27 protein-coding genes are annotated in these 25,442 nt (G+C 58.2%); 17 read left to right on the forward strand and 10 right to left on the reverse strand.

Going from position 1 to position 25,442, the window contains the following annotated elements; translation table 11 throughout:
- Positions 1-14: 14 nt before the first annotated feature.
- The 6 genes from astC (at position 15) to spy (ending at position 6,878) form a co-directional block, all read left to right on the forward strand.
- A complete protein-coding gene (gene astC, locus RTE01_RS04790) occupies positions 15-1,235 on the forward strand; it encodes a succinylornithine/acetylornithine transaminase (RefSeq protein WP_041145128.1) in 1,221 nt (406 codons plus the stop codon).
- On the forward strand, positions 1,232-2,263 hold the full coding sequence (gene astA, locus RTE01_RS04795; protein ID WP_115193063.1) for an arginine N-succinyltransferase: 1,032 nt from the start codon (positions 1,232-1,234) through the stop codon (positions 2,261-2,263). The genes astC and astA overlap by 4 nt, the downstream gene beginning before the upstream one ends.
- Positions 2,263-3,738 (forward strand): succinylglutamate-semialdehyde dehydrogenase, encoded by a 1,476-nt coding sequence (gene astD, locus RTE01_RS04800; protein WP_141334740.1) that lies wholly within the window; start codon positions 2,263-2,265, stop codon positions 3,736-3,738. The genes astA and astD overlap by 1 nt, the downstream gene beginning before the upstream one ends.
- Positions 3,738-5,063: an N-succinylarginine dihydrolase gene (gene astB, locus RTE01_RS04805; RefSeq protein ID WP_141334746.1), complete on the forward strand. Its 1,326-nt coding sequence runs from the start codon at positions 3,738-3,740 to the stop codon at positions 5,061-5,063. The genes astD and astB overlap by 1 nt, the downstream gene beginning before the upstream one ends.
- A gap of 10 nt (positions 5,064-5,073) precedes the next feature.
- The gene (astE, locus tag RTE01_RS04810) at positions 5,074-6,039 is read left to right on the forward strand and encodes a succinylglutamate desuccinylase (protein ID WP_134525662.1); all 966 of its coding nucleotides are present in this window, start codon (positions 5,074-5,076) and stop codon (positions 6,037-6,039) included.
- Positions 6,040-6,395: 356 nt separating this feature from the next.
- On the forward strand, positions 6,396-6,878 hold the full coding sequence (gene spy, locus RTE01_RS04815) for an ATP-independent periplasmic protein-refolding chaperone Spy (protein ID WP_076945352.1): 483 nt from the start codon (positions 6,396-6,398) through the stop codon (positions 6,876-6,878).
- Between the two features lie 82 nt (positions 6,879-6,960).
- Here the strand turns inward: spy and cho are convergent, their stop codons facing one another.
- Positions 6,961-7,833, reverse strand: coding sequence for an excinuclease Cho (cho, locus tag RTE01_RS04820; RefSeq protein WP_134525664.1), 873 nt, complete (start codon positions 7,831-7,833; stop codon positions 6,961-6,963).
- 101 nt (positions 7,834-7,934) lie between these two features.
- A complete protein-coding gene (nadE, locus tag RTE01_RS04825) occupies positions 7,935-8,759 on the reverse strand; it encodes an ammonia-dependent NAD(+) synthetase (RefSeq protein WP_045855467.1) in 825 nt (274 codons plus the stop codon).
- 277 nt (positions 8,760-9,036) lie between these two features.
- Between nadE and osmE the strand changes: the two genes are divergently transcribed.
- From osmE to chbG, 7 genes are all read left to right on the forward strand, one after another.
- The gene (gene osmE / locus RTE01_RS04830) at positions 9,037-9,375 is read left to right on the forward strand and encodes an osmotically-inducible lipoprotein OsmE (RefSeq protein ID WP_041145135.1); all 339 of its coding nucleotides are present in this window, start codon (positions 9,037-9,039) and stop codon (positions 9,373-9,375) included.
- A 283-nt stretch (positions 9,376-9,658) separates the two neighbouring features.
- Complete coding sequence (gene chbB, locus RTE01_RS04835) at positions 9,659-9,979, forward strand: PTS N,N'-diacetylchitobiose transporter subunit IIB (protein WP_041145136.1); 321 nt, start codon at positions 9,659-9,661, stop codon at positions 9,977-9,979.
- A gap of 166 nt (positions 9,980-10,145) precedes the next feature.
- Positions 10,146-11,504: a PTS N,N'-diacetylchitobiose transporter subunit IIC gene (chbC, locus tag RTE01_RS04840; protein ID WP_041145137.1), complete on the forward strand. Its 1,359-nt coding sequence runs from the start codon at positions 10,146-10,148 to the stop codon at positions 11,502-11,504.
- Positions 11,505-11,556: 52 nt separating this feature from the next.
- The gene (chbA, locus tag RTE01_RS04845; protein ID WP_041145138.1) at positions 11,557-11,904 is read left to right on the forward strand and encodes a PTS N,N'-diacetylchitobiose transporter subunit IIA; all 348 of its coding nucleotides are present in this window, start codon (positions 11,557-11,559) and stop codon (positions 11,902-11,904) included.
- A 12-nt stretch (positions 11,905-11,916) separates the two neighbouring features.
- On the forward strand, positions 11,917-12,756 hold the full coding sequence (gene chbR, locus RTE01_RS04850; RefSeq protein WP_045855029.1) for a transcriptional regulator ChbR: 840 nt from the start codon (positions 11,917-11,919) through the stop codon (positions 12,754-12,756).
- Positions 12,757-12,858: 102 nt separating this feature from the next.
- The gene (locus RTE01_RS04855) at positions 12,859-14,205 is read left to right on the forward strand and encodes a 6-phospho-beta-glucosidase (protein ID WP_141334742.1); all 1,347 of its coding nucleotides are present in this window, start codon (positions 12,859-12,861) and stop codon (positions 14,203-14,205) included.
- A gap of 12 nt (positions 14,206-14,217) precedes the next feature.
- On the forward strand, positions 14,218-14,976 hold the full coding sequence (gene chbG, locus RTE01_RS04860) for a chitin disaccharide deacetylase (protein WP_123551310.1): 759 nt from the start codon (positions 14,218-14,220) through the stop codon (positions 14,974-14,976).
- 56 nt (positions 14,977-15,032) lie between these two features.
- On the opposite strand, the gene katE is transcribed toward chbG, so the two are convergent.
- Positions 15,033-17,291: a catalase HPII gene (gene katE / locus RTE01_RS04865; protein ID WP_134525666.1), complete on the reverse strand. Its 2,259-nt coding sequence runs from the start codon at positions 17,289-17,291 to the stop codon at positions 15,033-15,035.
- Positions 17,292-17,476: 185 nt separating this feature from the next.
- On the opposite strand from katE, the gene cedA reads away from it, so the two are divergent.
- Complete coding sequence (gene cedA / locus RTE01_RS04870; RefSeq protein ID WP_041145143.1) at positions 17,477-17,716, forward strand: cell division activator CedA; 240 nt, start codon at positions 17,477-17,479, stop codon at positions 17,714-17,716.
- A gap of 72 nt (positions 17,717-17,788) precedes the next feature.
- Here the strand turns inward: cedA and RTE01_RS04875 are convergent, their stop codons facing one another.
- The 4 genes from RTE01_RS04875 to hxpB all read right to left on the reverse strand — a co-directional run bounded on the left by RTE01_RS04875 (position 17,789) and on the right by hxpB (position 21,572).
- Positions 17,789-19,180 carry an L-cystine transporter gene (locus RTE01_RS04875; RefSeq protein WP_076945358.1) on the reverse strand — a complete coding sequence of 464 codons (1,392 nt, stop codon included), beginning with the start codon at positions 19,178-19,180 and terminating at the stop codon, positions 17,789-17,791.
- A 135-nt stretch (positions 19,181-19,315) separates the two neighbouring features.
- Positions 19,316-19,906 (reverse strand): metal-dependent hydrolase, encoded by a 591-nt coding sequence (locus RTE01_RS04880; protein ID WP_041145145.1) that lies wholly within the window; start codon positions 19,904-19,906, stop codon positions 19,316-19,318.
- A gap of 91 nt (positions 19,907-19,997) precedes the next feature.
- A complete protein-coding gene (gene kduD, locus RTE01_RS04885; protein ID WP_134525668.1) occupies positions 19,998-20,759 on the reverse strand; it encodes a 2-dehydro-3-deoxy-D-gluconate 5-dehydrogenase KduD in 762 nt (253 codons plus the stop codon).
- Between the two features lie 144 nt (positions 20,760-20,903).
- Positions 20,904-21,572 (reverse strand): hexitol phosphatase HxpB, encoded by a 669-nt coding sequence (hxpB, locus tag RTE01_RS04890; protein WP_115193052.1) that lies wholly within the window; start codon positions 21,570-21,572, stop codon positions 20,904-20,906.
- Between the two features lie 151 nt (positions 21,573-21,723).
- Here hxpB and RTE01_RS04895 point away from each other — a divergent pair, with 151 nt between their 5' ends.
- Entirely contained in the window at positions 21,724-22,260 is a 537-nt protein-coding gene (locus RTE01_RS04895; protein ID WP_076945361.1) for a YniB family protein, read from the forward strand.
- A 32-nt stretch (positions 22,261-22,292) separates the two neighbouring features.
- Here RTE01_RS04895 and yciA read toward each other — a convergent pair whose 3' ends face one another.
- Complete coding sequence (gene yciA, locus RTE01_RS04900; RefSeq protein ID WP_041145149.1) at positions 22,293-22,691, reverse strand: acyl-CoA thioester hydrolase YciA; 399 nt, start codon at positions 22,689-22,691, stop codon at positions 22,293-22,295.
- A 183-nt stretch (positions 22,692-22,874) separates the two neighbouring features.
- On the opposite strand from yciA, the gene RTE01_RS04905 reads away from it, so the two are divergent.
- The gene (locus tag RTE01_RS04905; protein ID WP_134525670.1) at positions 22,875-23,111 is read left to right on the forward strand and encodes a hypothetical protein; all 237 of its coding nucleotides are present in this window, start codon (positions 22,875-22,877) and stop codon (positions 23,109-23,111) included.
- A gap of 119 nt (positions 23,112-23,230) precedes the next feature.
- Here the strand turns inward: RTE01_RS04905 and RTE01_RS04910 are convergent, their stop codons facing one another.
- Together RTE01_RS04910 and RTE01_RS04915 are read right to left on the reverse strand one after the other, a co-directional pair.
- Positions 23,231-23,767, reverse strand: a complete 537-nt coding sequence (locus tag RTE01_RS04910; protein ID WP_045855040.1) for a septation protein A — start codon at positions 23,765-23,767, stop codon at positions 23,231-23,233.
- Positions 23,768-23,821: 54 nt separating this feature from the next.
- The gene (locus RTE01_RS04915) at positions 23,822-24,565 is read right to left on the reverse strand and encodes a YciC family protein (protein ID WP_041145152.1); all 744 of its coding nucleotides are present in this window, start codon (positions 24,563-24,565) and stop codon (positions 23,822-23,824) included.
- A gap of 363 nt (positions 24,566-24,928) precedes the next feature.
- On the opposite strand from RTE01_RS04915, the gene ompW reads away from it, so the two are divergent.
- The coding region (gene ompW, locus RTE01_RS04920) for an outer membrane protein OmpW (RefSeq protein WP_141334744.1) at positions 24,929-25,442 on the forward strand (514 nt) is incomplete at its 3' end.

A 25,442-nucleotide genomic window follows, 5' to 3' on the forward strand; every position in this document is an offset into this window, starting at 1 on the left:
CGGAAGAGGTCGATATGTCTCAGTCAATTACGCGCAGCAACTTTGATCAATGGATGATGCCGGTTTACGCGCCGGCGGCGTTTATTCCGGTACGCGGTGAGGGCTCACGCCTGTGGGATCAGCAGGGGAAAGAGTATATCGATTTTGCCGGCGGCATCGCGGTGAACGCGCTGGGGCACGCGCACCCTCGGCTGGTGAACGCGCTGACGGAGCAGGCCGGGAAGTTCTGGCATACCGGCAACGGCTACACCAACGAGCCGGCGCTGCGGCTGGCGAAACAGCTTATTGACGCCACCTTTGCCGATCGCGTCTTTTTCTGCAACTCCGGCGCCGAGGCCAACGAAGCGGCGCTGAAGCTGGCGCGCAAATACGCTCATGACCGCTACGGCAGCCAGAAAAGCGGCATCGTGGCGTTCAGGAATGCGTTCCACGGCCGGACGCTGTTTACCGTTTCTGCCGGCGGCCAGCCAGCCTATTCCGCAGACTTTGCGCCGCTGCCGCCGCAGATCCAGCACGCGGTATATAACGATCTGGACTCCGCCAGGGCGCTGATTGACGACAATACCTGTGCGGTTATCGTCGAGCCGATACAGGGTGAAGGCGGCGTGGTGCCGGCAGACCCGGCTTTCCTGCGCGGCCTGCGCGAGCTGTGCGACGCCCACAATGCGCTGCTGATTTTCGATGAGGTGCAAACCGGCGTCGGGCGCACCGGTGAGCTGTATGCCTACATGCACTACGGCGTGACGCCGGACGTGCTGTCGACCGCCAAGGCGCTGGGCGGCGGCTTCCCGATTGGCGCGCTGCTGGCCAGCGAAGAGTGCGCCAGCGTGATGACCGTGGGTACCCACGGCACGACCTACGGCGGCAACCCGCTGGCCTGCGCGGTCGCCGGCGAGGTGCTGTCGATTATCAATACGCCGGCGGTGCTGAACGGCGTTAAGCAGCGGCACCAGTGGTTCAGCGAGCGGCTGGAGGCGATTAACGCCCGCTATGGCCTGTTCAAAGAGACCCGCGGCCTCGGGCTGCTGATTGGCTGCGTGCTGAAGGATGAGTACGCCGGTAAGGCCAAAGCCATCAGCACCCAGGCGGCGGAGGATGGGCTGATGATCCTGATTGCCGGCGCGAACGTGGTGCGCTTCGCGCCGGCGCTAATAGTGAGTGAGGAAGAGGTGAACGCCGGTCTGGATCGCTTTGAGCTGGCCTGCCGTCACTTCCTCGCGGGAGCGTCATCATGATGGTTATCCGTCCGGTGGAACAGGGCGATCTGGCGGGGCTGCTGACGCTGGCGGGTGAAACCGGCGGCGGCCTGACCTCGCTGCCGGCCGACGCAGCGACGCTGGCGGCGCGGATCGAACGCTCGCAAAAGACCTGGCGCGGCGAGCTGCCGAAAGGCGAGCAGGGCTACGTCTTCGTCCTTGAAGATACGGCCAGCGGCGCGGTGGTGGGCATTTGCGCCGTCGAGGTGGCGGTAGGGCTGAACGATCCCTGGTACAACTACCGCGTCGGCACCCAGGTGCACGCCTCAAAAGAGCTGAACGTCTATAACGCGCTGCCGACTCTGTTTCTCAGCAATGACCACACCGGCAGCAGCGAGCTGTGCACGCTGTTTCTCGACCCGGCGTGGCGTAAAGAGGGCAACGGCTACCTGCTGTCGAAATCACGCTTTATGTTTATGGCCGCCTTCCGTGAGCGCTTTAATGAAAAAGTGGTCGCCGAGATGCGCGGCGTCATCGACGACAGCGGCTACTCGCCGTTCTGGGAAAGCCTGGGCAAACGCTTCTTTGCGATGGAGTTTTCCCGCGCTGACTATCTGTGCGGCACCGGGCAGAAGGCGTTTATTGCCGCGCTGATGCCGAAGCATCCGCTCTATATCGACTTTTTATCCGATGAAGCGCGGGCGGTCATTGGCGAAGTGCATCCGCAAACCGCTCCTGCGCGGGCGGTGCTGGAGAAGGAGGGATTCCGCTACCGCAACTATGTCGATATTTTTGACGGCGGCCCAACCCTGGAGTGCGATATCGACCGGGTGCGGGCGATTCGCAAAAGCCGGCTGGTCGCCGTGGCTGAAGGACAGCCGGCGCCGGGCGAGTGGCCGCTGTGCCTGGTCGCCAACGAGCAGTATCAGCAGTTTCGCGCGATGCTGGTGCAGGCCGACCCCGATACCGATCGTCTGCTGCTGAGCGCCCGCGAGCTGGATGCCCTCAAATGTCACCCCGGTGACCGTATCCGCATGGTGCGCCTGATCCCCGAGGAGAAAAAGTGATGAGTCTATGGATTAACGGCGACTGGCAAACCGGGCGCGGCCCGGCCCGCAGTAAAAGCAACCCGGTAAGCGCCGAGCCGCTGTGGCAGGGCAATGACGCCGACACCGGGCAGGTTGCGCAGGCGGTTGAGGCCGCCCGGCGCGCGTTTCCGGCGTGGGCCAAAGCGCCGCTTCGCGTGCGCCAGGCGATCGTCGAAAAGTTTGCCGCCCTGCTGGAGGCCAACAAAGCGCCGCTAACGGCCATCATTGCCGCCGAAACCGGCAAGCCGCGCTGGGAGGCGGCGACGGAAGTTGGCGCGATGATCAATAAAATTGCCATTTCGCTCAAGGCCTACCACAGCCGTACCGGCGAGGCGCAAACCGCCATGGGCGACGGGTCGGCGACGCTGCGCCATCGGCCGCACGGCGTGCTGGCAGTATTCGGTCCGTACAATTTCCCCGGCCATCTGCCAAACGGCCATATCGTACCGGCGCTGCTGGCGGGGAATACGGTGGTGTTTAAACCGAGCGAGCTGACGCCGCAGAGCGGCGAGGCGGTGGTGAAGCTGTGGGCCGAAGCGGGCCTGCCGCCGGGAGTGCTGAACCTGCTGCAGGGCGGGCGCGAAACCGGCGAGGCGCTGAGCGGCCAGCCCGATATTGACGGGCTGCTGTTCACCGGCAGTTCCGCTACCGGCTTTCAGCTGCATCGCCAGCTGGCCGGACAGCCGGAGAAGATCCTCGCGCTCGAAATGGGCGGCAACAATCCGCTGATCGTTGACGAGCCGCAGGATATTGATGCCGCCGTGCATTTGACCATCCAGTCGGCCTTTATTACCGCCGGGCAGCGCTGCACCTGCGCCCGCCGTCTGCTGGTGAAGCGCGGCGAGGCCGGAGATGCGTTCCTGGCGCGATTGGTGGCCGTTGCGCAGCGGCTCATTCCCGGCGCGTGGGACGCTGAGCCCCAGCCGTTCCTCGGCGGCTTAATCTCCCCGCAGGCGGCGCAGAAGGTCCATCAGGCCTGGCTGCAGCACGTCGCCAACGGCGGCAGAACGCTGCTGGAGCCGCGGCTGCTGGCGGCCGGAACCTCGCTGCTGACCCCGGGGATCGTCGAGCTGACCGATGTTGCCGGGGTGAAAGACGAAGAGGTCTTTGGCCCGCTGCTCTGCGTCTGGCGCTATGACGAATTTGAGCAGGCGATCGCGCTGGCCAACGCCACGCGTTTTGGGCTGTCGTGCGGGCTGATTTCTGCCGAGCGCGAGAAGTTTGACCAGCTGCTGCTGGAGGCGCGGGCCGGGATCGTGAACTGGAACAAACCGCTGACCGGCGCCGCCAGCACCGCACCCTTTGGCGGCATCGGCGCGTCCGGCAACCATCGTCCCGGCGCCTGGTACGCGGCGGATTATTGCGCCTGGCCGATGGCAAGCCTGGAGTCTCCGGAGCTGACGCTGCCGGAAACCCTCAGCCCGGGCCTCGACTTCCAGCAAGGAACGGCATGATGAACGCGTGGGAAGTGAATTTTGACGGGCTGCCTGGCCTGACGCACCACTACGCCGGGCTCTCATTTGGCAACGAGGCCTCGACGAAGCATCGCTATCGGGTATCGAACCCGCAGCTGGCGGCGAAGCAGGGGCTAAAAAAAATGAAGGCGCTGGCGGACGCGGGCTATCAGCAGGCGGTGATCCCGCCGCAGGAGCGGCCAAACGTCGCGCTTTTGCGCCAGCTTGGTTTTACCGGCAGCGATGCGCAGGTGGTGGAGCGCGTCGCGCGGCAGGCGCCGGATCTGCTGTCCGCGGCCAGCTCCGCTTCTTCAATGTGGGTGGCCAACGCCGCGACGGTGTCGCCTTCTGCCGATTCGCTGGATGGCAGGGTGCATCTGACCGTCGCCAATCTGAACGACAAATTCCACCGCGCCAGCGAGGCGCCGACCACCGAGGCGCTGTTGCGCGCCATTTTGCCGGATGAGCGGCGGTTTGCCGTACATCCGGCGCTTCCGCAGGTGGCGCTGTTTGGCGATGAAGGCGCGGCGAACCATAACCGCCTCGGCGGCGAGTACGGCGCGCCCGGCCTGCAGCTGTTTGTCTATGGCCGCGAGCAGGGAGGCGACGGCCTGCCCACGCGCTATCCGGCGCGCCAGGCGCTGGAGGCCAGCCAGGCCGTCGCGCGGCTCAATCAGGTTAACCCCCGGCAGATCGTCTTCGCCCGGCAGAACCCGGCGGTTATCGATAAAGGCGTTTTTCATAACGATGTCATTGCGGTGAGCAATCAGCAGGTGCTGTTTTGCCATGAAGAAGCGTTTGTCGATCAGCCGCAGCTGCTGCATCGGCTGGCCGGACAGGTGGCCGGATTTACGCCGGTGGTGGTGCCGACCAGCGCGGTGACGGTTGAAGAGGCGGTGGCGACCTACCTGTTTAACAGCCAGCTGCTGAGTAAACCCGGCGGCGCGATGCGGCTTATTTTGCCCCAGGAGGCGCAGGAGCACGCCGGCGTCTGGCGCTATCTGAACCGGCTGCTGGAGCAGGACAACCCCATCGATGAGCTGCAGGTCTACGATCTGCGCGAGAGCATGGCCAACGGCGGCGGCCCGGCCTGCCTGCGTCTGCGGGTGGTGCTAACGGAAGAGGAGCTGCGGGCGGTCAACCCGGCGGTGCTGATGAACGATCGCCTGTTCATCGCCCTTAACGATTGGGTCGAGCGCTACTACCGCGATCGTCTGACGCAGGCGGATCTGGCTGACCCGCAGCTGCTGAGCGAAGGACGCGAGGCCCTTGACCGGCTGACGCAGATTATGCAGCTCGGTTCCGTTTACCCGTTCCAGCAATAGAGGTGGCGCAGTGGACGACTTTCTGGCATTAACCCTCGCGGGGCGTTTGCCCCATCATTTTCACGGTGAAACGGCGCACTTCCGCTGGCACTGGCTGGACCACGGCGTGCTTCAGCTCACGCCGCATGCGCGCTGCGAGCGGGCGCTGGTGCTCTCTTCCGGACTTCACGGTAATGAAACCGCGCCGGTAGAGATGACCGACATCCTGCTGCGGCAGCTGTTCAGCGGCGAGCTGCCGCTGCGCTGGCGGCTGCTGGTGGTGTTGGGTAATCCTCCGGCGCTGCGGGCCGACAGGCGCTATCTCGATAGCGACATCAACCGCATGTTTAGCGGACGCTGGCAGAGCTTCCCCGCCAGCGATGAAACGAGGCGGGCGCGGCGGCTGGAAACGGTGCTGACGCGGTTTTATGCCGACGCCAGCGGCGCGCGCTGGCATCTCGATCTGCATACCGCCATCCGCGGATCGCATCACGTTCGTTTTGGGGTGCTTCCGGCGCGACCGGCGCCGTGGGATGACGCCTTCCTTAGCTGGCTGGGCGCAGCGGGGCTGGAGGCGCTGGTCTTTCATCAGCAGCCGGCGGGCACGTTTACCCACTTCAGCAGCGACCGCTTTACGGCGCTCGCCTGTACCCTTGAGCTGGGCAAGGCGCTGCCGTTTGGCACGAACGATCTGACGCAGTTTGCCGTGACCCAGCGCGCGCTGATGCGTTTACTGGTCGGCGACCTGGCGGTAGAAGAGGGGCACGAAGCGCTGCGCTATCGGGTGGTACAGCAGATCACCCGCGCCAGCGAATGTTTTCAGCTGCATATGTCGGCGCAGACGCTTAACTTTACGCCGTTTAGCGCCGGGACGCTGCTGGCGGAGGACGGTGAGACTCGCTACGTGGTGGAAAAGGCCGAGGAGTACGTGCTGTTCCCGAACCCTTCGGTCGCGCTGGGCCTGCGCGCCGGGCTGATGCTGGAGCGGCTGCCCTGAACATAAATACGCCCGCTGCCTGACCGCGGCGGCGTAAATTCTCACCGTCGGTCGTCTTGTATAATCTTATTTTTTCGTGCTCTGACGTTTGATTACAGATTATTCCTGGCTAACCGCTTTGTTTTTAATCTCTGCTGCTTTATAATCTCCACGATTTCTTTATAAAACAGCTTCTTAATTATTTTTCGTTGCAATTATCTCCTCATTTTCCTTATTTTCTCCACAATTGGTGAGAAAATGTTTTTTACACTTTCATTGTTTTACGCTTGCTCTGACTAATTGACGATAAACGTCGTAAAGTTTATCTCGTCAACACGGCATCAGGCCGTAAGAATAACTTAAAGTAAGGACTGAATATGAAGAAGATTACTGCTCTGTTTGTTGCCTCTACTCTGGCCCTGGGTGCCGCTAACCTTGCTCACGCTGCGGACACCACCGCGGCCCCGACCGACAGCAAACCTATGATGCACCATAAAGGTATGCCTGGCGGCCAGCACGATATGATGTTTAAAGGTCTGAACCTAACCGATGCGCAGAAACAGCAGATCCGCGACATCATGAAGAGCCAGCGCGAAAATATGAAACGTCCGTCTCTCGACGAGCGCCGCGCGATGCATGCGCTGATTGCCAGCGATACCTTCGATAAGGCGAAAGCGGAAGCGCAAATCGACAAGATGGAAGCGCAGCATAAAGATATGGCGCTCTCTCGTATCGAAACCCAGAACAAGATTTACAACATTCTGACGCCGGAACAGAAAAAACAGTTCAATGCTAATTTTGAGAAGCATCTGACAGATCGTAAAGCGCCGGAAGGTAAAATGCCTCCATCTGCTGAGTAATTCAGCCCGCGGAATGAAGACCGCCGGTTCTGCCCAACATACGCCGTCAGGCTTTGGGCAGGACCGGCGGTTTTTTCGTTTGTTAGAGCCCTGGCTGGAGAGGGTGGAGCGTAAAATCGCCGCGCAGCAGCGGCTTGCAGAGAATTTTGTAGCCGTCATGATCGAAGCCCGCCGGCAGCTGCGTCAGCGTTTGCGCCTGCGCTAGCGTCTCGACCGCCCCCAACCACAGCCAGTTATGAATCACATGATAGCGGGTCATATCGGGCCCTTTCTCTTCCAGCGCGACCGGGCCCGGCCAGGGCCAGCACACCAGCCGCATCTGCGCCATACTGGCGTGCAGCCGCGTGTTGTGGGCTTCAACGCTCTCTTTACCGCAGCAGGCGCCGGCACAGCGCCCCAGCGCGGAACGAAAGCAGGCCCGGCCGCGGCTGAGCGGTTCCAACCCCAATAGCCCGTAGCACAGCCGGTGTTCATCGGCGAGGCTGGTCAGCGCCTGCAGGGCCGCGCGGCGGTTGGCGAACAGGCCGTAAAGATGCTCCTGGCGGGAAAAGTCCAGCTCACGGGCATACGCCACCTGCGGGCGGGCGTCGCTCAGCAGCAGCGAGCAGAGCTGTTTCGTGCGCCGTAGCCGCTTGTTGAACAGCGGCTGCTGCTGCTTAATCAGCTGCGCTTCGAGCAGCAGCGCGCCGAGTTCGCCCGCGGTACGATGCCAGCTAATGCGCCGAGCCTGGCGCAGCATGGCGGCTTCGTCCGGGGTGCGCAGATGCGACAGCACCCGGCTGCGAATGTTGACGCTTTTACCGATATAGAGCGGCAGGGTGTCGCTTTCGCCGTGAAACAGATAGACGCCCGGCAGGCTGGGCAAAGACGCCAGCCAGGGACGCAGATGTTCGGGATATGCATAAATTGCCGCCGCTTCAAACTCCAGACGCGGGGCGGATTGCCTTCTGACCACAATGGCTCCTGATGCTGTTTATTTAACCAGTATAGCAGCCAGGGGAGAGGGCGAAAAGGACAAAAAATAACCCCGGCCGGCGCCGGGGCGATGGGGCAGGACTATCTCTTCCAGAAGTCGTCGAAGACGGTAATCGGCGTCCGACGCTTGTGTTCCGTTTTCAGGTACCAGCCTTCGATAATTTTGGCCGTCTTCTCGTCGAGGGTTTTGCCTTCCAGATAGTCGTCAATATTATCGTAGGTGACGCCCAGCGCGGCTTCATCCGGCAGGGACGGGCGATCGTCTTCCAGATCGGCGGTCGGCAGCTTCTTGTACAGATGCTCCGGGCAGCCCAGGCGCGCCAGCAGCTGTTTACCCTGACGCTTGTTGAGGCGGAAAATCGGGTTGATATCGGTGCCGCCGTCGCCGTATTTGGTAAAGAATCCGGTGATTGCTTCCGCCGCATGGTCGGTGCCGACCACCACGCCGTGAGTCATGCCGGCGATGCTGTACTGCGCCTTCATGCGCTCGCGCGCTTTTTCATTGCCGCGAACAAAGTCGCTGAGCTCAATCCCGGCTTCCCGCAGCGCCTGCTCGCTGGCCAGCACCGCGCCCTTAATATTGACCGTCAGCACGCGATCCGGCTGGATGAAGGCGATGGCATCCTGGCAATCCTGCTCATCCGCCTGCACGCCGTAAGGCAGGCGCACGGCGATAAACTGGCGGCTATCGTCACCCTCTGCCCGCAGCTCATTAATAGCCTGCTGGCACAGTTTACCGGTCAGGGTTGAATCCTGGCCGCCGCTGATGCCCAGAACCAGCGCCTTAATAAAGGGATAGGTCTGCAAATAGGACTTCAAAAAATCTACGCTGCGGCGGATCTCACCGTCTGTATCGATCTGGGGACTGGCACCCAGCGCCTGAATAATTTCTTGTTGTAGCGTCATCGCGCCCTCCGGAAAGTGAATCTGTTTGGCAACCAGCATGGCTTAAAGCTACCTCTTTGCCGTTGAAACGACAAGGATCGTCGTTTTGAGTGCTGCAAAAGAAGGCAATCAATGACATACGATTTTTTTATGGTACGCGCGGCGGCCGGCTGACGGCACGCTGCGGCGGGCTAATCCGGCATATCGCACTGAAATTTCGCTTAAATCGACCTTCGGCTTGAAAAATAACGATATTTATTCCAGGCTTATTCACACGCCAAATAAAAGAGGACGGAATATGAATAAGAATTTAGCAGGACTTATGGGCGCAGCGGCAGTACTGACCATGCTGGCTGGTTGTACAGCCTACGATCGTACTGCAGACCAGTTCACACAGCCGGTTGTTAAAGATGTCAAAAAAGGGATGTCGCGCTCCCAGGTACTGCAGGTGGCGGGCAAACCGTCATCTGAGGTGACGATGATCCACGCCCGCGGCACCTGCCAGACCTACATCCTGGGTCAACGGGATGGTAAAATGGAAACCTATTTTGTGGCGCTTGACGAGACCGGTCACGTCATGAACTCCGGCTACCAGACCTGCTCGGAGTACGATACGGACCCGCGCAACAGCAAGTAGTACGTGATACTGAGCTCTACGAATGCCCGACCCCTGGTCGGGCTTTTTTATGCGTGCTGATGCTTATTTAATTGCGCGAATTATTTGAGGGAAATGTGAAGGTAGTCAAAACGCGAGGTCAATGAGAGACAATTTTGTTTAACCAGGAATTATCCAGGTGCCAGGGGATGCCGTATACTCAATGCATAAACAATATCAATTGAACAGTGTCAGGCCTTACCCGGTTCTTCGGCATAATATTCTGCCAGGAGGCCGCCAGGTTCTACAAATTGAGGAAGCGTTCATGGAAAAGAAACATATCTATTTGTTCTGCTCGGCTGGAATGTCCACTTCGCTGCTGGTATCCAAAATGCGTGCCCAAGCTGAAAAATATGAGGTGCCGGTCATTATTGAAGCATTTCCTGAGACCCTCGCCGGGGAAAAGGGGCCGGAAGCCGACGTGATTTTATTAGGCCCACAGATTGCATATATGCTTCCCGAGATTCAGCGGCTGCTGTCCAATAAGCCGGTGGAAGTGATCGACTCTGCGCTGTACGGCAAGGTTGATGGTTTAGGTGTTCTGAAAGCGGCCGTTGCGGCCATTAAGAAAGCTGCTGCACAATAATTTAATTTTAAAACTCACTTTTCGGGTAACGGGTAAAGTCAATTTCGCTTTCATGAAATATGTACACTGCCGGCTAACCGAATATTAAAGAGTTTATTTCCCGTCAAAGAGTAATTTCATCATTATGCCGTAATTGCACGGTTACGGCTTTTAAAGGGTATTGACTATGAGTAAAGTGATTGACTCGCTTGAAAAGGTACTCCTTCCTTTTGCTGTTAAAATAGGAAAGCAACCGCATATTAATGCGATTAAAAACGGCTTTATTAAATTAATGCCGCTGACCCTCGCCGGGGCCATGTTCGTATTAATTAACAACGTATTTCTTAGCTTTGGTGAAGGCTCGTTCTTCTATTCAATGGGGATCCGCCTGGATGCCTCAACCATTGAAACCTTAAACAGCTTTAAGGCTATCGGCGGTAACGTTTATAACGGTACGCTCGGCATTATGTCGCTGATGGCGCCGTTCTTCATCGGCGCGGCGCTGGCGGAAGAGCGCAAGGTCGACCCGATGGCCGCCGGGCTGTTAGCCGTCGCGGCATTTATGACCGTCACCCCCTATAGCGTCGGCGACGCCTACGCCGTGGGCGCCAACTGGCTGGGCGGGCAAAACATTATATCGGGGATGATTATTGGTCTGGTGGTGGCGGAGCTGTTCACCTTCGTTATTCGCCGCAACTGGGTCATTACCCTGCCGGAGAGCGTGCCGTCATCGGTATCGCGTTCCTTCTCGGCGCTGATCCCGGGCTTCCTGATCCTGTCGATCTTCGGCATCGTCTCCTGGCTGCTGGCCTCGTATGGCAGCAACTTCCACCAGATTATTATGGACTCCATCTCCACGCCGCTGGCGGCGATGGGTAGCGTTGTCGGCTGGGCGTACGTTATTTTCAACTCCCTGCTGTGGTTCTTTGGCGTACACGGTTCGCTGGCGCTGACCGCGCTGGATAACGGCATCATGACCCCATGGGCGTTGGAAAACATCGCGCTGTATAACCAGTATGGCTCCGTTGAAGCGGCCATTGAGGCGGGCAAACAGTTCCACTTCTGGGCCAAGCCGATGCTCGACTCCTACATCCTGCTGGGCGGTTCCGGTGCGACTCTGGGTCTGATTATCGCCATCTTTATCGGCTCACGCCGCGCTGACCATCGTCAGGTTGCTAAGCTGGCGCTGCCGTCAGGCATCTTCCAGATTAACGAACCGATCCTGTTCGGCCTGCCGATTATCATGAACCCGGTGATGTTTATCCCGTTCGTGCTGGTGCAGCCGATTCTGGCAGCCATCACCCTGGCGGCCTACAGCATGGGGATTATTCCACCGGTGACCAACCTGGCTCCGTGGACCATGCCGACCGGCCTCGGCGCCTTCTTTAACAGTAACGGCAGCGTCGCTGCTCTGCTGGTGGCGCTGTTCAACCTGGGTATCTCGACCCTGGTCTACCTGCCGTTTGTCGCGATTTCTAATAAAGCGCAAAGCACCATCGAGCAGGAAGAGAGTGAAGAAGATATCGCTAACGCACTGAAATTCTGATGTCGAGCGGTACGGGAGGCTTCCCGTACCGCCTGAGAAATGAGGGAATATTATGTTTGATCTGGACCATATTGAAGCAACAGAGATGCCTGAGAATGACCTCGAAGAGGTGGTGATGGGGCTGATTATCAACTCCGGACAGGCACGCAGCCTGGCCTATGCCGCGCTGAAGCAGGCGAAACAGGGCGACTTCGCCGCCGCGAAAGCGATGATGGAGCAGTCGCGGATGGCGCTGAGCGAAGCCCACCGCGTACAGACTCAGCTGATTGAGAGCGATGAGGGCGAAGGAAAAATGAAGGTCAGCCTGGTGCTGGTTCATGCGCAGGATCATCTGATGACCTCAATGCTGGCCCGCGAACTGGTTGCCGAATTGATTGAACTCCATGAGAAGGTACAATAGGCCATCTACACGATGAGGCAGCCAAAGATGATGACCACAGAAATTAGTACCGCCCGCGAACAGCAGCTCTTCAACGGCAATAATTTTCATGTGGTTATCTATAACAAGACCGAGAGCGTGAGCGGGCTTCACCAGCATGACTATTACGAATACACCATCGTTTTAACCGGGCGCTATTATCAGGAGATTAACGGCAAACGGGTGCTGCTGGAGCGCGGGGATTTTGTCTTCATCCCAATGGGGTCGCACCATCAAAGCTTTTACGAGTTTGGCGCGACGCGCATTCTTAACGTCGGCATCAGCCGCAGTTTCTTTGAGAAACACTATCTGCCGCTGCTGCCGTTTGGTCTGGTTGCTTCTCAGGTCTACGCGGTCAAAAGCACCTTTCTCAGCTACATCGAATCGGTGATTGCTTCGCTGAACTTTCGCGAAACTGAATTTGACGAATTTATTGAGCTGGTCTCGTTTTATACCATTAACCGTTTACGGCACTACCGCGAGGAGCCGGTGCAGGATGTTATTCCGCAGTGGCTAAAAAATACCGTCGAGGATATGCACGATAAACATAAATTTGGCGAAGGGGCGCTTGAACAGATGGTTGAGCTCTCCGGGAAAACTCAGGAATATTTAACCCGAGCGACCCAACGCTATTATGGTAAAACGCCGATGCAGATTATTAATGACATTCGCATCAACTTCGCTAAGAAACAGCTGGAAATTACCAACTACTCGGTAACCGATATTGCTTACGAATCAGGATACAGCAGCCCCAGTTTGTTTATTAAAACATTCAAAAAGCTGACCTCATTTACGCCAAGCAATTATCGTAAAAAGCTTACCATCCTTAATTAACCGGAGCGGAACCTTCCGCGCTGGAAAATATTCAAGTTAACTCTCCGTATTGATACGGCGAGTGGGCTACGCGCAATTCGTGGCGCCACAAGGGAGAATATGATGAGCCAGAAATTAAAAATCGTTACTATCGGCGGCGGCAGCAGCTATACCCCTGAACTCCTCGAAGGATTTCTCAAGCGTTATCACGAGCTGCCGGTTACGGAGCTGTGGCTGGTGGACGTGGCGGAAGGGCAGGAGAAGCTCGATATTATCTACGCTCTCTGCGAGCGGATGGTCGAAAAAGCCGGCGTTCCGCTGAAAGTCTACAAAACCCTGGATCGCCGCGCGGCGCTGGAAGGCGCGGACTTCGTCACCACTCAGCTGCGCGTTGGCCAGCTGAAGGCGCGTGAGAAAGACGAGAGTATCCCGCTTAGCCACGGCTATCTTGGCCAGGAAACGAACGGCGCCGGCGGCCTGTTCAAAGGCCTGCGCACCATTCCGGTGATTTTTGATATCGTTAAAGATGTGCAGGAGATCTGCCCGGACGCGTGGGTGATTAACTTTACCAACCCGGCGGGAATGGTGACCGAAGCCGTGTATCGCCACACGGGCTTCCGGCGCTTTATCGGCGTGTGCAACATTCCGATCGGCATGAAAATGTTTATCACCGACGTGCTGCGCCTGAGCCCGAGCGATGAGCTGAATATCGACCTGTTTGGCCTCAACCACCTCGTGTTTGTCCGCGACGTGCTGGTGAACGGCGTATCGCGCTTTGACGAACTGCTGGACGGCGTCGCCTCCGGCAGCCTGAGCGCCAACTCGGTGAAAAACATCTTCGACTTGCCGTTCAGCGAAGGGCTGATCCGCTCCCTGCGCCTGATCCCGTGCTCCTATCTGCTGTACTACTTCAAGCCAAAAGAGATGCTGGCGATTGAAATGGGCGAGTACTATAAGGGCGGCGCGCGCGCTCAGGTGGTGCAGAAGGTGGAAAAACAGCTCTTCGAGCTGTATAAAAACCCGGATCTCAACGTTAAGCCGAAGGAGCTGGAGCTGCGCGGCGGAGCCTATTACTCCGACGCGGCCTGCGAAGTGATCAACGCTATCTACAACGATAAGCAGACCGAGCACTACGTGAATATCCCGCACAATGGGCACATCGATAATATTCCGGCCGACTGGGCGGTGGAGATGACCTGTACGCTCGGCCGCGATGGGGCGAAGCCGACGCCGCGCATCACCCATTTCGATGAGAAAGTCCAGGGGCTTATTTACACCATCAAGGGCTTTGAAGTGGCGGCGAGCCAGGCGGCGATAAGCGGTGAGCTGAACGATGTTCTGCTGGCGCTCAATCTGAGCCCGCTGATTCACTCCGACCGCGATGCCGAAATGCTGGCGCGTGAAATGATCCTCGCGCATGAAAAGTGGCTGCCCAACTTTGCGGCGACGATTGCGAAACTGAAACAGTAACGGGAGCGGCTGATGGAACGCGTGTTAATCGTTAATGCCGATGATTTTGGCCTCAGCAAGGGGCAGAACTACGGCATTATTGAAGCCTGCAAAAACGGGCTGGTGACCTCCACCACGGCGCTGGTTAACGGTGCGGCGATCGGCCACGCGGCCCAGCTCAGCCGCTGCGTGCCCGAGCTGGGCGTCGGGATGCACTTTGTCCTGACGCTGGGCGAGCCGCTCTCCGCGATGCCGGGTCTCGTCCGTGAAGGGCGTCTGGGGAAGTGGATCTGGCAGATGGCGGAAGAGGGTAGCCTGCCGCTGGATGAGATCGCGCACGAGCTGGAGTGCCAGTATCGCCGGTTTATCGAGCTGTTTGGCTGTGAACCGACGCATATTGACAGCCATCACCATGTGCATATGATCGCGCCGGTGTACCCCATCGTGGCGGCGTTTGCCCGCGAGAAGGGCGTGGCGCTGCGTATTGACCGCCAGCTGGCGCAGCGCGACGGCCTGGATCAGGATGCGGCGCGCAGCAGCGAGGGTTTTGCCAGCGAGTTCTACGGGGAGGCGATTTCTGAAGCGCTGTTGCTGCAGATCCTGGATGATTCAATCCAGCGGGAAGAGGCGTCGCTGGAGGTGATGTGCCATCCGGCGTTTATTGACCACGCCATCATGAGCAGCGCCTACTGCCACCCGCGGCTGGCGGAGCTGGAGGTGCTGACCTCCGAGGCGCTGAAATATGCGGTTGCCGAACGCGGCTATCGTCTCGGTACCTACCGCGACGTCTAAACAATGGGTTTGCCGGTGATAAGGGCCCGACGGCGGTGACGCCGCCGGGCCTTTTACTATGCCGGGATCGTCGCCGTTTTCCCGCTTCTGGACCACACCCGATGCGCCTTCATCAGGGTTAACAGATTATCCATCGCCGGTGAGTCGACGGCGTCGGTCTCGACAATCCCTTCTTCGCCCTGGCTGGCAACCTGAAGCAGCGACTTGAACTGTCGCGCATCGCCGGCCAGTAGAATGGGCTTCAGGTGTTTGTAGGCCTCCAGCAGATAGTACTGCGCGTCGCCGCTGGCGCTGAGGCTGGCCGCGTTGCCGCCGGGAACAATCACCGCATCCACCGTTAGCGAAGGCGAGCCGGCATAGGTTCCGGCAACGGGTAGCAGGGTCCCGTCATCGGCGCTGACTTCCCCCATCCGTGAGAAAAGTAGCTTAGCATGGACGCCTTTCGCCTGCAGGGCCTGTAGGAGAGTGAGTATTTCCTGGGCAAGCGGACGGTCGTTGAGCAATACCGCCACCACGCGGCCTTTGATCTCCCCGTCGGGAATGGCGTACAGGCTCAGAGAAGGATCTTTTTTCAGGCCGTTGACGTCCGCCGGCGGCGTGATGGCGCGCTGGGCGTCGCTAAGCGCAATACCGAGATTTTTCCCTACCGCCTCGGCCAGCCGGATATCGATATGGGCCAGCTGATCGACCATCCGCTCACGGATCCAGGTTCTGACCACCTTACTCAGCTCAAAGCTGAAGCCGTCGATAATGTGCTGCTGCTCAAACGGGGTCTGGCTGCGCCAGAAGAGCAGCGGATGCGAATAGTATTCGCCGAAGGAGCGGCTGCGCTGGCGAATTTTTTCGCCATCCACGCGCTCGGCGTAGGATTCAAAGCCGCCGCGCCGGGGAGCGGGTGGCGTTTCGCGCGGCCAGTTATCGCCGATCGAATTTGGCTCATAGTTGGCGGGATTGGTGTCGATATCCATCCGGTGCATGCCATCCCGCTGGAAGTTGTGGTACGGGCAGGTGGGCTTGTTGATCGGGATTTCATGGAAATTGGGCCCGCCAAGGCGGCTAATTTGCGTGTCGGTATAGGAGAACAGCCGCCCCTGCAGGAGCGGGTCGTTGCTGAAATCGATCCCCGGCACAATATGGCCTGGATGGAACGCCGCCTGTTCGTTTTCGGCAAAGAAGTTATCCGGGTTGCGGTTGAGGACCATTTTGCCCACCCGCTGCACCGGCACCAGCGCCTCGGGGATCAGCTTGGTTGGGTCCAGCAGATCGAAGTCGAAGGCAAACTCATCCTCTTCGGGGATCAGCTGCAGGCCGAGCTCATACTCGGGAAAGTCACCGGCTTCAATGGCTTCCCACAGATCGCGGCGGTGGAAGTCGGGATCGCGCCCGGTCAGCTTTTGCGACTCGTCCCAAATCAGCGAGGCTTTGCCCGCCACCGGCTTCCAGTGGAAACGGACGAAGGTGGCCTTACCCTGGGCGTTTATCAGGCGGAAGGTATGGATCCCAAAGCCCTCCATCGTCCGGTAGCTGCGCGGCAGCCCGCGATCGGACATCGCCCACATGACGTTATGCAGCGTTTCGGGCTGCAGGGAGACGTAGTCCCAGAAGGTGTCGTGAGCGCTTTGCCCCTGCGGCATGGCGCAGTGCGGTTCGGGCTTCACGGCGTGGACGAAGTCAGGAAATTTCAGCGCGTCCTGGATAAAGAAGATCGGCGTATTGTTGCCCACGAGGTCGAAAATCCCCTCGTCGGTATAGAACTTGGTGGCGAATCCGCGGATATCGCGCACCGTATCGGCGGAGCCGGCGCCGCCCTGCACGGTAGAGAAGCGGACAAATACCGGCGTTTTCTTTGCCGGGTCGGCGAGAAAATCGGCTTTGGTGACGTCGCTCAGGCTGCGATAGGCCTGAAAATAGCCGTGTGCGGCCGAACCGCGGGCGTGGACGATCCTCTCCGGTATGCGTTCGTGGTCAAAGTGGGTAATTTTTTCGCGCAGGATAAAATCTTCCAGCAGCGTCGGGCCGCGGTTTCCCGCGCGCAGGGAGTTCTGATCGTCGGCGATGCGGACGCCCTGGTTGGTGGTGAGCGGGAAATTTTCCCCGCCTTTACGCTGGCTCTGCAGGGCGTCAAGCTTGTCGCTGTGCGTATCGGGCGCTTTCAGGCTGCCGGGGGCGGTTGGCTCTTCGCCAGGGGCGGTGGGGTGCGGGGTTGGCCGCCACTGCTGGTCATCAGGGGCCAGCGAGTCAAGACCGGGTTTCGCTTCGCGGTCATCGTCTACAGACGGTAGGGGGTACTGCGGGTTATGGTGTTTATCAGACATTGCTCGTCTCCTGTTTCCATTACTGAAAATGGTCGTTGCTGAACCAAAACCCTTCTAACTATAGAACATTACGGCCATCGTGCCTTGCTGGAGCAAAACGAGCGGCAAGAGGGGGGCGACGCAAAGGGGGATTTTCGGCTATGATGGCGGTTCTGTTCCCGCTTTGTTTAGTGAATCCATGAGCTATGAAAACACTTCGCCAACAAAATCGCCCTGTCATTAGCTACGTGCCTCGAGCGGAGCCAGCGCCGCCGGAACACGCCGTCAAAATGGACGGTTTTCGCGATGTGTGGCTGCTGCGGGGGAAGTACGTTGCCTTTATTTTGCTCGGAGAGCATTTTCGTCGTTCTCCGCCGTTTAGCGTGCCGGAATCGGCTCAGCGCTGGGCGATGCAAACCCGGCAGGAAAACGAACTGGCTCCCTGAGCGCAGAATTGAGCAATAAAAAAACCGCAGGTAGCGCGCGCTATCTGCGGTTTTTTTTATCCCGGCCTGAGGCTAGCGATGCGCCAGTTCGGCGTTGTCTTCGCTCTCAAGAATGGTTTTATCGGTCTGACGCAGCCACTGGCTGGTCAGGGTCCCGGCGGTCATTGAGCCGTTGACGTTCAGCGCGGTGCGGCCCATATCGATCAGCGGTTCAACCGAAATTAACAGCGCGACCAGCGTTACCGGCAGGCCCATCGCCGGCAGGACGATCAGCGCGGCGAAGGTTGCGCCACCGCCAACGCCGGCGACACCGGCGGAGCTCACGGTCACAATGCCGACGAGGGTGGCAATCCACAGCGGATCGAGCGGGTTGATCCCGACGGTGGGGGCGACCATCACCGCCAGCATGGCCGGATAGAGGCCGGCACAGCCGTTCTGACCAATCGTGGCGCCAAAGGAGGCGGAGAAGCTGGCGATAGATTCCGGGACGCCCAGACGACGGGTCTGCGCTTCCACGTTCAGCGGAATAGACGCGGCGCTGGAGCGGCTGGTGAAGGCAAAGGTCAGCACCGGCCACACTTTACGGAAGTATTTCAGCGGGCTCACGCCGTTCACCGCCAGCAGCAGCCCGTGGACCACGAACATGATGCCAAGGCCGAGGTAGGAGGCGACAACGAAGCTGCCGAGCTTGATGATGTCCTGCAGGTTGGAGCCCGCCACGACTTTGGTCATCAGCGCCAGTACGCCGTACGGCGTCAGCTGCATCACCAGGCGCACCAGCTTCATCACCCAGGCCTGCAGGGTATCGATGGCGGTCAGAACGCGCTGGCCTTTGGCGACGTCATCCTTCAGCAGCTTCAGAGAAGCGACGCCGAGGAAGGCGGCAAAGATAACGATACTGATGATGGAGGTCGGGTTAGCGCCCGTCAGGTCGGCAAACGGGTTCTTCGGCACGAAGGAAAGGATCAGCTGCGGAACGCTGAGGTCCGCGACCTTACCGACGTAGTTGCTCTGAATAGCGTTCAGGCGGGCGGTTTCCGCGCTCCCCTGTACCAGTCCTTCGGCGGTCAGGCCAAACAGGTTGGTCACCAGCACGCCCACCAGGGCAGCAATAAGGGTGGTGAACAGCAGGGTGCCAATGCTCAGGAAGCTGATTTTACCCAGCTGCGAAGCGTTGTGCAGGCGCGCGACGGCGCTCAGAATAGACGCGAACACCAGCGGCATGACGATCATCTGCAGCAGCTGTACGTAGCCGTTGCCAACGATATTGAACCATTGAATGGAATCTTTCAGTACCTGGCTGTCGGAGCCGTAAATCAGCTGTAGCGCAAGACCGAATACCACGCCAATGACCAGACCGACCAGTACTTTTTTGGCAAGGCTCCACTGTTTGTGGCGGGTTTGGGCCAGCGCAAACAGCAAAATCGCGAACACGATAACGTTCGCTATAAGTGGAAAGTTCATCCCCGTTCTCCTGATATCTTTTTATTACCTGGGCTGGCCTGTGGACCAGCTCTTATGGCGCAAGGTTAGCAGAAGCGGAATTCATTCCTTATATTCAAATGGAATTGATTATAACTAATTTGATATTTCGTTTATTTATCGCCCGGTCTGCTGACTAATAAAGCGATTGAAGGTTATCTGCAGCGTATTAATCATGCCGGACGACCAGCGAACGGCGCTATTATCGGCGAAAGTCTGCGGCATCCACACCGCGTAGACAAACAGCGCCATGCACAGTGCGCGCTCCAGCTGGTTGCCCTTGCGCGGCGCCAGGATGGGCAGGCGAAAACGCCAGCGGCAGGGCCACAGCAGCGGCACCCCGGCGGGGGTCAGCATATCGGCAAGAATATGGCTGAGGTAGCCGAGCACCAGCCCCTGCAGCGCGTCGGCGGGCACAAACCAGCTTTCCGGGACTTTCAGATAGAACAGGGTGATCGCCGCGAATACCGCCAGCAGGCTGTGGGTGAATCCCCGATGGCCAAACGCGCGCGCCACCGGCCTGGAGACCCAGCTCAGCCGCTGGCCGAGAAATGATTTAGGGTGATCGATATCGGGCAGCAGGCAGGTCAGTACCGCGGACGGGACGATATGCCACCAGTCGCCCTGTGCCAGCACGGGCGTGAGTTCCGCATTTTTAGCAAATACCGCACAGGCGATAGAAAAGAAGAGATGGCCTTCCGCCGTCATGATAAAAACCCTAAACTGTCAATTCATACAGTATAGGGTTTTTATACAGTGTGTGAAAGAGGTGACGGTGTAACTCTTTGTCACAAAATTGTCAGCGTGCCAGCCACCCGCCGTCCACCGCCAGGGTGTAGCCGTTCACGTAATCCGCCGCGGCGGAGGCGAGGAACACCACCGGTCCCTGCAAATCGTCCGGTCGCCCCCAGCGCCCGGCGGGGATGCGGTCGAGAATCTCTTTACTGCGCTCGCTATCGTCACGCAGCTGCCGGGTATTATTGGTCGCCATATAGCCCGGCGCGATAGCGTTAACGTTAATTCTATGTTCCGCCCATTCGTTGGCCATCAGGCGGGTCAGGCCGAGCACGCCGCTCTTTGAGGCGGTATAGGAGGGGACGCGAATTCCGCCCTGGAAGGAGAGCATCGAGGCGATGTTAACGATCTTGCCGCCGCCGCCCTGCTGAATAAACTGCCGGGCGACCGCCTGGGATAAAAAGAACACCGACTTCAGGTTGAGGTTCATGACATTATCCCAGTCGCGCTCGCTAAACTCGAGCGCGTCGGCGCGACGAATTGTTCCGGCATTGTTGACCAGGATATCTATCCGCCCCATGGCGGCAACGGCTGTCGCCACGATTTGGCGGATCTCGTCCTGGCGGCTGAGATCCGCCTGAATCGCGCTGAAGCGGCGGCCCAGCGCCCGGACTTTTTCTGCGGTTTCGTGCGGGACCTTACGGTTGACGCTGACGATATCGCACCCGGCTTCGGCAAGCCCGACGGCCATTCCCTGACCCAGTCCAGTGTCACATCCCGTCACGATCGCGACCTTACCCGTAAGATCGAAGGCGTTAAGTCCCATATGTCCCTCCGTATGCTGATGTATGCGTGAGTACACGCCGTTACAGCCAGCATAGAGGCACCTGCGGGAAAATACAATTAAAAATGAAACGGTGTTTTATTTTATGTGATGAGGCAGCCGCTGCTCCCTCATCACGCCGGCATGTTAGCCGCGCAGGTCGCTGACGCTAAGCGCCGCCAGCGTCGTTAGCTGAACGTCGGCGAGGGCAAAGCGACGGTCGTGGCTATGCTCCTCGGCGGGAATCACGATTGAGCGCATGCGCGCTGCTTTACAGGCGATCATGCCGTTAATCGAGTCCTCCAGCGCCACGCAGTGCATCGGGTCGACGCCGAGCTTTGCCGCGCAGTCGAGATAGACCTGCGGATGCGGTTTGCTGTAGGTCAGCAGTTCGGCGGAGGCCAGGGCGTCAAACTGGTCGCGCAGCTCAAACATGGTGAGCACTTTTTCCAGCATCCGCAGCGGCGAGGCGGAGGCGAGGCCGATCTTCAGCCCCTGGGCCTTGCACAGCGCCACGGCTTCGCGCACGCCCGGCAGCAGCGGGCGCGAGGCTTCCACCAGCTCAATGGCCCGGCTGATGATACGCGCGGTGACGTCGGCGCGATCCGGCCCGGTCCACGGCTGCTGTGCAAACCACAGGTCCACCACTAAATCGATGCGTAACCCGAGAATATCGGGCAGTTCGCCGCGACGGCTGGTATCTACCCCGAGGCTGGCTATCACCTCCAGCTCCGCCTGATCCCATAGCGGCTCAGAATCAATCAGTAATCCATCCATATCGAAGATTGCGGCATGAATTTGGCGCCTGGCTGACATATGTCCCTCTCCTGTAGCGTAAGTCGATAACCAATTTGCGTTCATGGTATATCATACCGCGCTTTATTGGGCGAAATTCGCCAGTGAAGGTAGACTTAGAACCTGACCGGTTGGTTCTTGGCAGTGAAGGCGTCTTAAACAAGGGGAACCCATGACGTATCAACAAGCTGGACGCATTGCAGTACTTAAACGTATTTTGGGGTGGGTCATCTTTATTCCGGCGATACTATCGACGCTGATTTCCGTACTGAAGTTTATGTATGAGCACAGCGAGAAGAAGCCGGGTATTGACGCGGTGATGATGGATTTTGCGCACGTCATGATTGAAATGATGCGTTTTAATACGCCGTTTCTTAACTTTTTCTGGTACAACTCGCCGCTGCCGGACTTTAAGCACGGCCTCAACGTTGGCTTCTGGATAATCTATATTCTGGTCTTTGTTGGGATGGCGCTGCAGGCATCCGGCGCGCGCATGAGCCGCCAGGCGAAGTTCCTTCGTGAAGGGGTTGAGGATCAGCTGATTCTGGAACAGGCCAAAGGTGCGGAAGGTCTGACGCGGGAGCAAATCGCCGAACGTATCGTGGTGCCGCGCCACACCATCCTGGTGCAGTATTTCCCGCTGTACGTTCTGCCGGTGGTGATCATTATTATCGGCTACTTCTGCTTTTCTCTGCTCGGCTTCCTGTAAGCGATAAATTGCCCGGCACGCCGGGCAATGTGTCACTCGCCGGGAATGGCGCGCGGTTTGCCCTGGTTATCCACCGCCACGTAAATAAATAGCGCTTCCGTTGCCTTGTAGCGCTGGCCAATAGGCTCAGATGAGACCTTTTTCACCCACACTTCGATATTAATGGTGATAGAAGTATTGCCGCGTTTTACGCAGCGAGCGTAGCAGCACACCACGTCGCCGACGGCCACCGGGCGCAAAAAGGTCATGCCGTCCACGCGGACGGTAACCACGCGGCCGTGGGCAATCTCTTTGGCCATAATCGCGCCGCCGATATCCATCTGCGACATCAGCCAGCCGCCAAAAATATCGCCATTCGCATTGGTATCTGCCGGCATTGCCAGGGTGCGTAAAACCATTTCGCCCTTCGGGACGAGATCCGTTGTTGTCATTCTGTACTCTGTCAGGGTCAATGAAGATTTGGCGCGATGCTACTATGAAAACCGCCGCGTGAGAATAGCCGTTGCTGCTCTGGCCGTTAGCCAGCGCCGGGCCGGCTAAAAAATTAAGGGGTATGGAAAATGTATGGCGGCTAAATCATACTCACTTCCTCTGTATAAGTTGAGGACGCGGGCATGAACGACGATTTCCAGGCGATAAAAGATGAATTCGAGAAGCACGGGGAAGAGGCCGGGGAAGGGATCGCCCAGGCAATGTACGTGGCCTTATCGCAGCGCCTGGCGCCTTACTTCTTTAACCTGGATGACATCAATAAGCGCAGATTTCTCATCAAGTTAGATGAGGGAGAAAAAGAGATCGGCACGCGGCAGAAGTATGACTGGTTTGCCGCCCTCAGCAGGAGCAAACCCTAGGCCGGATATTGCCGCAAACCCTGCGCTGCGGCGAAAAAAAAGCACGCTTTGCGTTTTTTGAATCCGCAGGCGTGCTTTTTAGCGTTAAACACGCAATCAGCGCGACGGGCCTTTATCGATTACTTGTCATCCTGCGGCATATGGCGGTAGATATAGACGCCGCTCAGCAGGGTGAAGACCAGGGTCAGGGCGGTCAGGCCAAAGACCTTGAAGTTGACCCAAATATTCTGCGGCAGCCAGAATGCAATGTAGATATTCGCCAGCCCGCAGAGGATGAAAAACACCGCCCAGGCGAGGTTTAAACGTGACCACACGTGCTGCGGCAGCGTCAGCTCTTTGCCGAGCATGCGCTGAATCAGCGGCTTTTTCATGACCCACTGGCTGAACAGCAGGGCGCCGGCGAACAGCACGTAGATAACGGTCACCTTCCATTTAATAAACTCGTCGTTATGGAAGAAGATCGTCAGGCCGCCAAAAACGGCGACCAGCACGAAGGTGATCAGCGCCATTTTCTCAATTTTGCGATAGCGCACCCAGGTGTAGATCAGCACCACCGCGGTGGCGACAATCAGCGCCGTGGTGGCGGCGTAGATATCGTAGAGCTTATAGAATGCGAAGAAGACGACCAGCGGTAAAAAATCCAGAAACTGCTTCATGCATAGGTTCCGTAGTTCAGAGCGGGTCGGGAGGTTTCCCGACCCTGGTTAAATTTAGTTGCGGATAAGCATATACAGGCGGAATAAATAGATCAGCAACAGTGCGGAAATCAGGTTGCTGATGGTATTGATAACCACCGCGCCGACGTTTGGCGTCAGCACTGCAAAGCTGGAAGCCAGCAGCAGCAGCGCGGTTTTGGCCAGCAGCCAGCCGAGCACCGCCGGCGCCACCAGGCGCATATTTGCCCACGCCAGGCGGATGCTGCCGCGCATAGCGCTGAGGATCCCCAGCTTATCCTGCACCAGCATAATCGGGGCAAAGGCCAGCACGATGGCTAACAGCACGCCCGGCACCAGCACCAGCATCATCCCGATCTGCACCAGGAAGGTGGTGAACAGGATCAGCAGCAGCAGCTTTGGCAGAACCGGCGCCGCGGCGCCAATCGCGCGCAGAGCGCTGACGCGCTGCCCGGCAGAGACCAGCTGAATCATCAGCAGCACGCCGCCTGCAAGGATGGCGTTACCCACCAGTCCGGAGAAGGTTGAGGCCGCAGAGGCGCGCAGCAGAACCTGCTGCTGCTCCGGCGTCATGTTCTGTACCAGCTCAAACAAGCCTGCGCTACCCGCCAGATTATCGCCTTCGCTCAGAATCGAGAGCTGCTCTTCGCTGGGTGAAAACGCGTGACCAAGGACTACCGTTATTAGCGCGCACAACAACGCAACCAGCAAAATGGTAATGAACTGATTACGAAAAAAATTTCCCGTGTCACGGTAGACGGACTTCGCCGTGATAGACATGCACTCTCCTTGAGTATTGCAGGTGTTAACTAGCCGGCGATTGTACCGCAAATCGCTTCAGCGTAGCAGCCTCTGCTCACGCCAGGCTAAGTATATCTTTGTAAAGAGGAGTGAGCGCCGTATCCCGCTGAGTATGGCTTTTGCCGCGGGCGCTGTCGCCGTAAAAGCGGGGCGCCGGTGCGTCGGCGACGAAATATGGCGAAAATTGATCTGCTTAATCATTCGCTTATTGCATCCTGCTGTAAAAATTAATCTGGATCAACAAATGTTAAAACTAATGATTTTGTGTGATCTATGTTGGATCAAACCTAACTCATTGTGGGTATATTCTCCGCGCTGAATAACCATAATGAGGAAGTGGATATGAAGAAGTTAGCAGCGGTAGGATTAATTTTGAGTACGCTTTCCGGGGGCGTCTGGGCGCACGAAGCCGGAGAGTTTTTCATTCGCGCAGGTTCGGCCACCGTGCGTCCGACGGAAGGTTCTGACAACGTGTTAAATAGTCTGGGCAGCTTTAACGTCAGCAATAACACGCAGCTGGGATTAACCTTCACCTATATGGCGACGGATAATATCGGCATCGAGCTGCTGGCGGCCACGCCGTTCCGCCATAAGGTCGGCACCGGCCCGACGGGCACTATCGCCACGGTACACCAGCTGCCGCCAACCCTGATGGCGCAGTGGTATTTTGGCGATGCGCAAAGCAAGGTGCGCCCTTATATCGGCGCCGGTATTAACTACACCACCTTCTTTAACGAAGACTTTAACGACACCGGCAAAGACGCCGGGCTCTCCGATCTGAGCCTCAAGGATTCGTGGGGCGCCGCCGGGCAGGTAGGTCTGGACTATCTGATTAACCGCGACTGGCTGCTCAATA

The sequence above is a fragment of the Klebsiella terrigena genome (assembly GCF_006539725.1).
GTDB classification, from domain to species: domain Bacteria; phylum Pseudomonadota; class Gammaproteobacteria; order Enterobacterales; family Enterobacteriaceae; genus Klebsiella; species Klebsiella terrigena.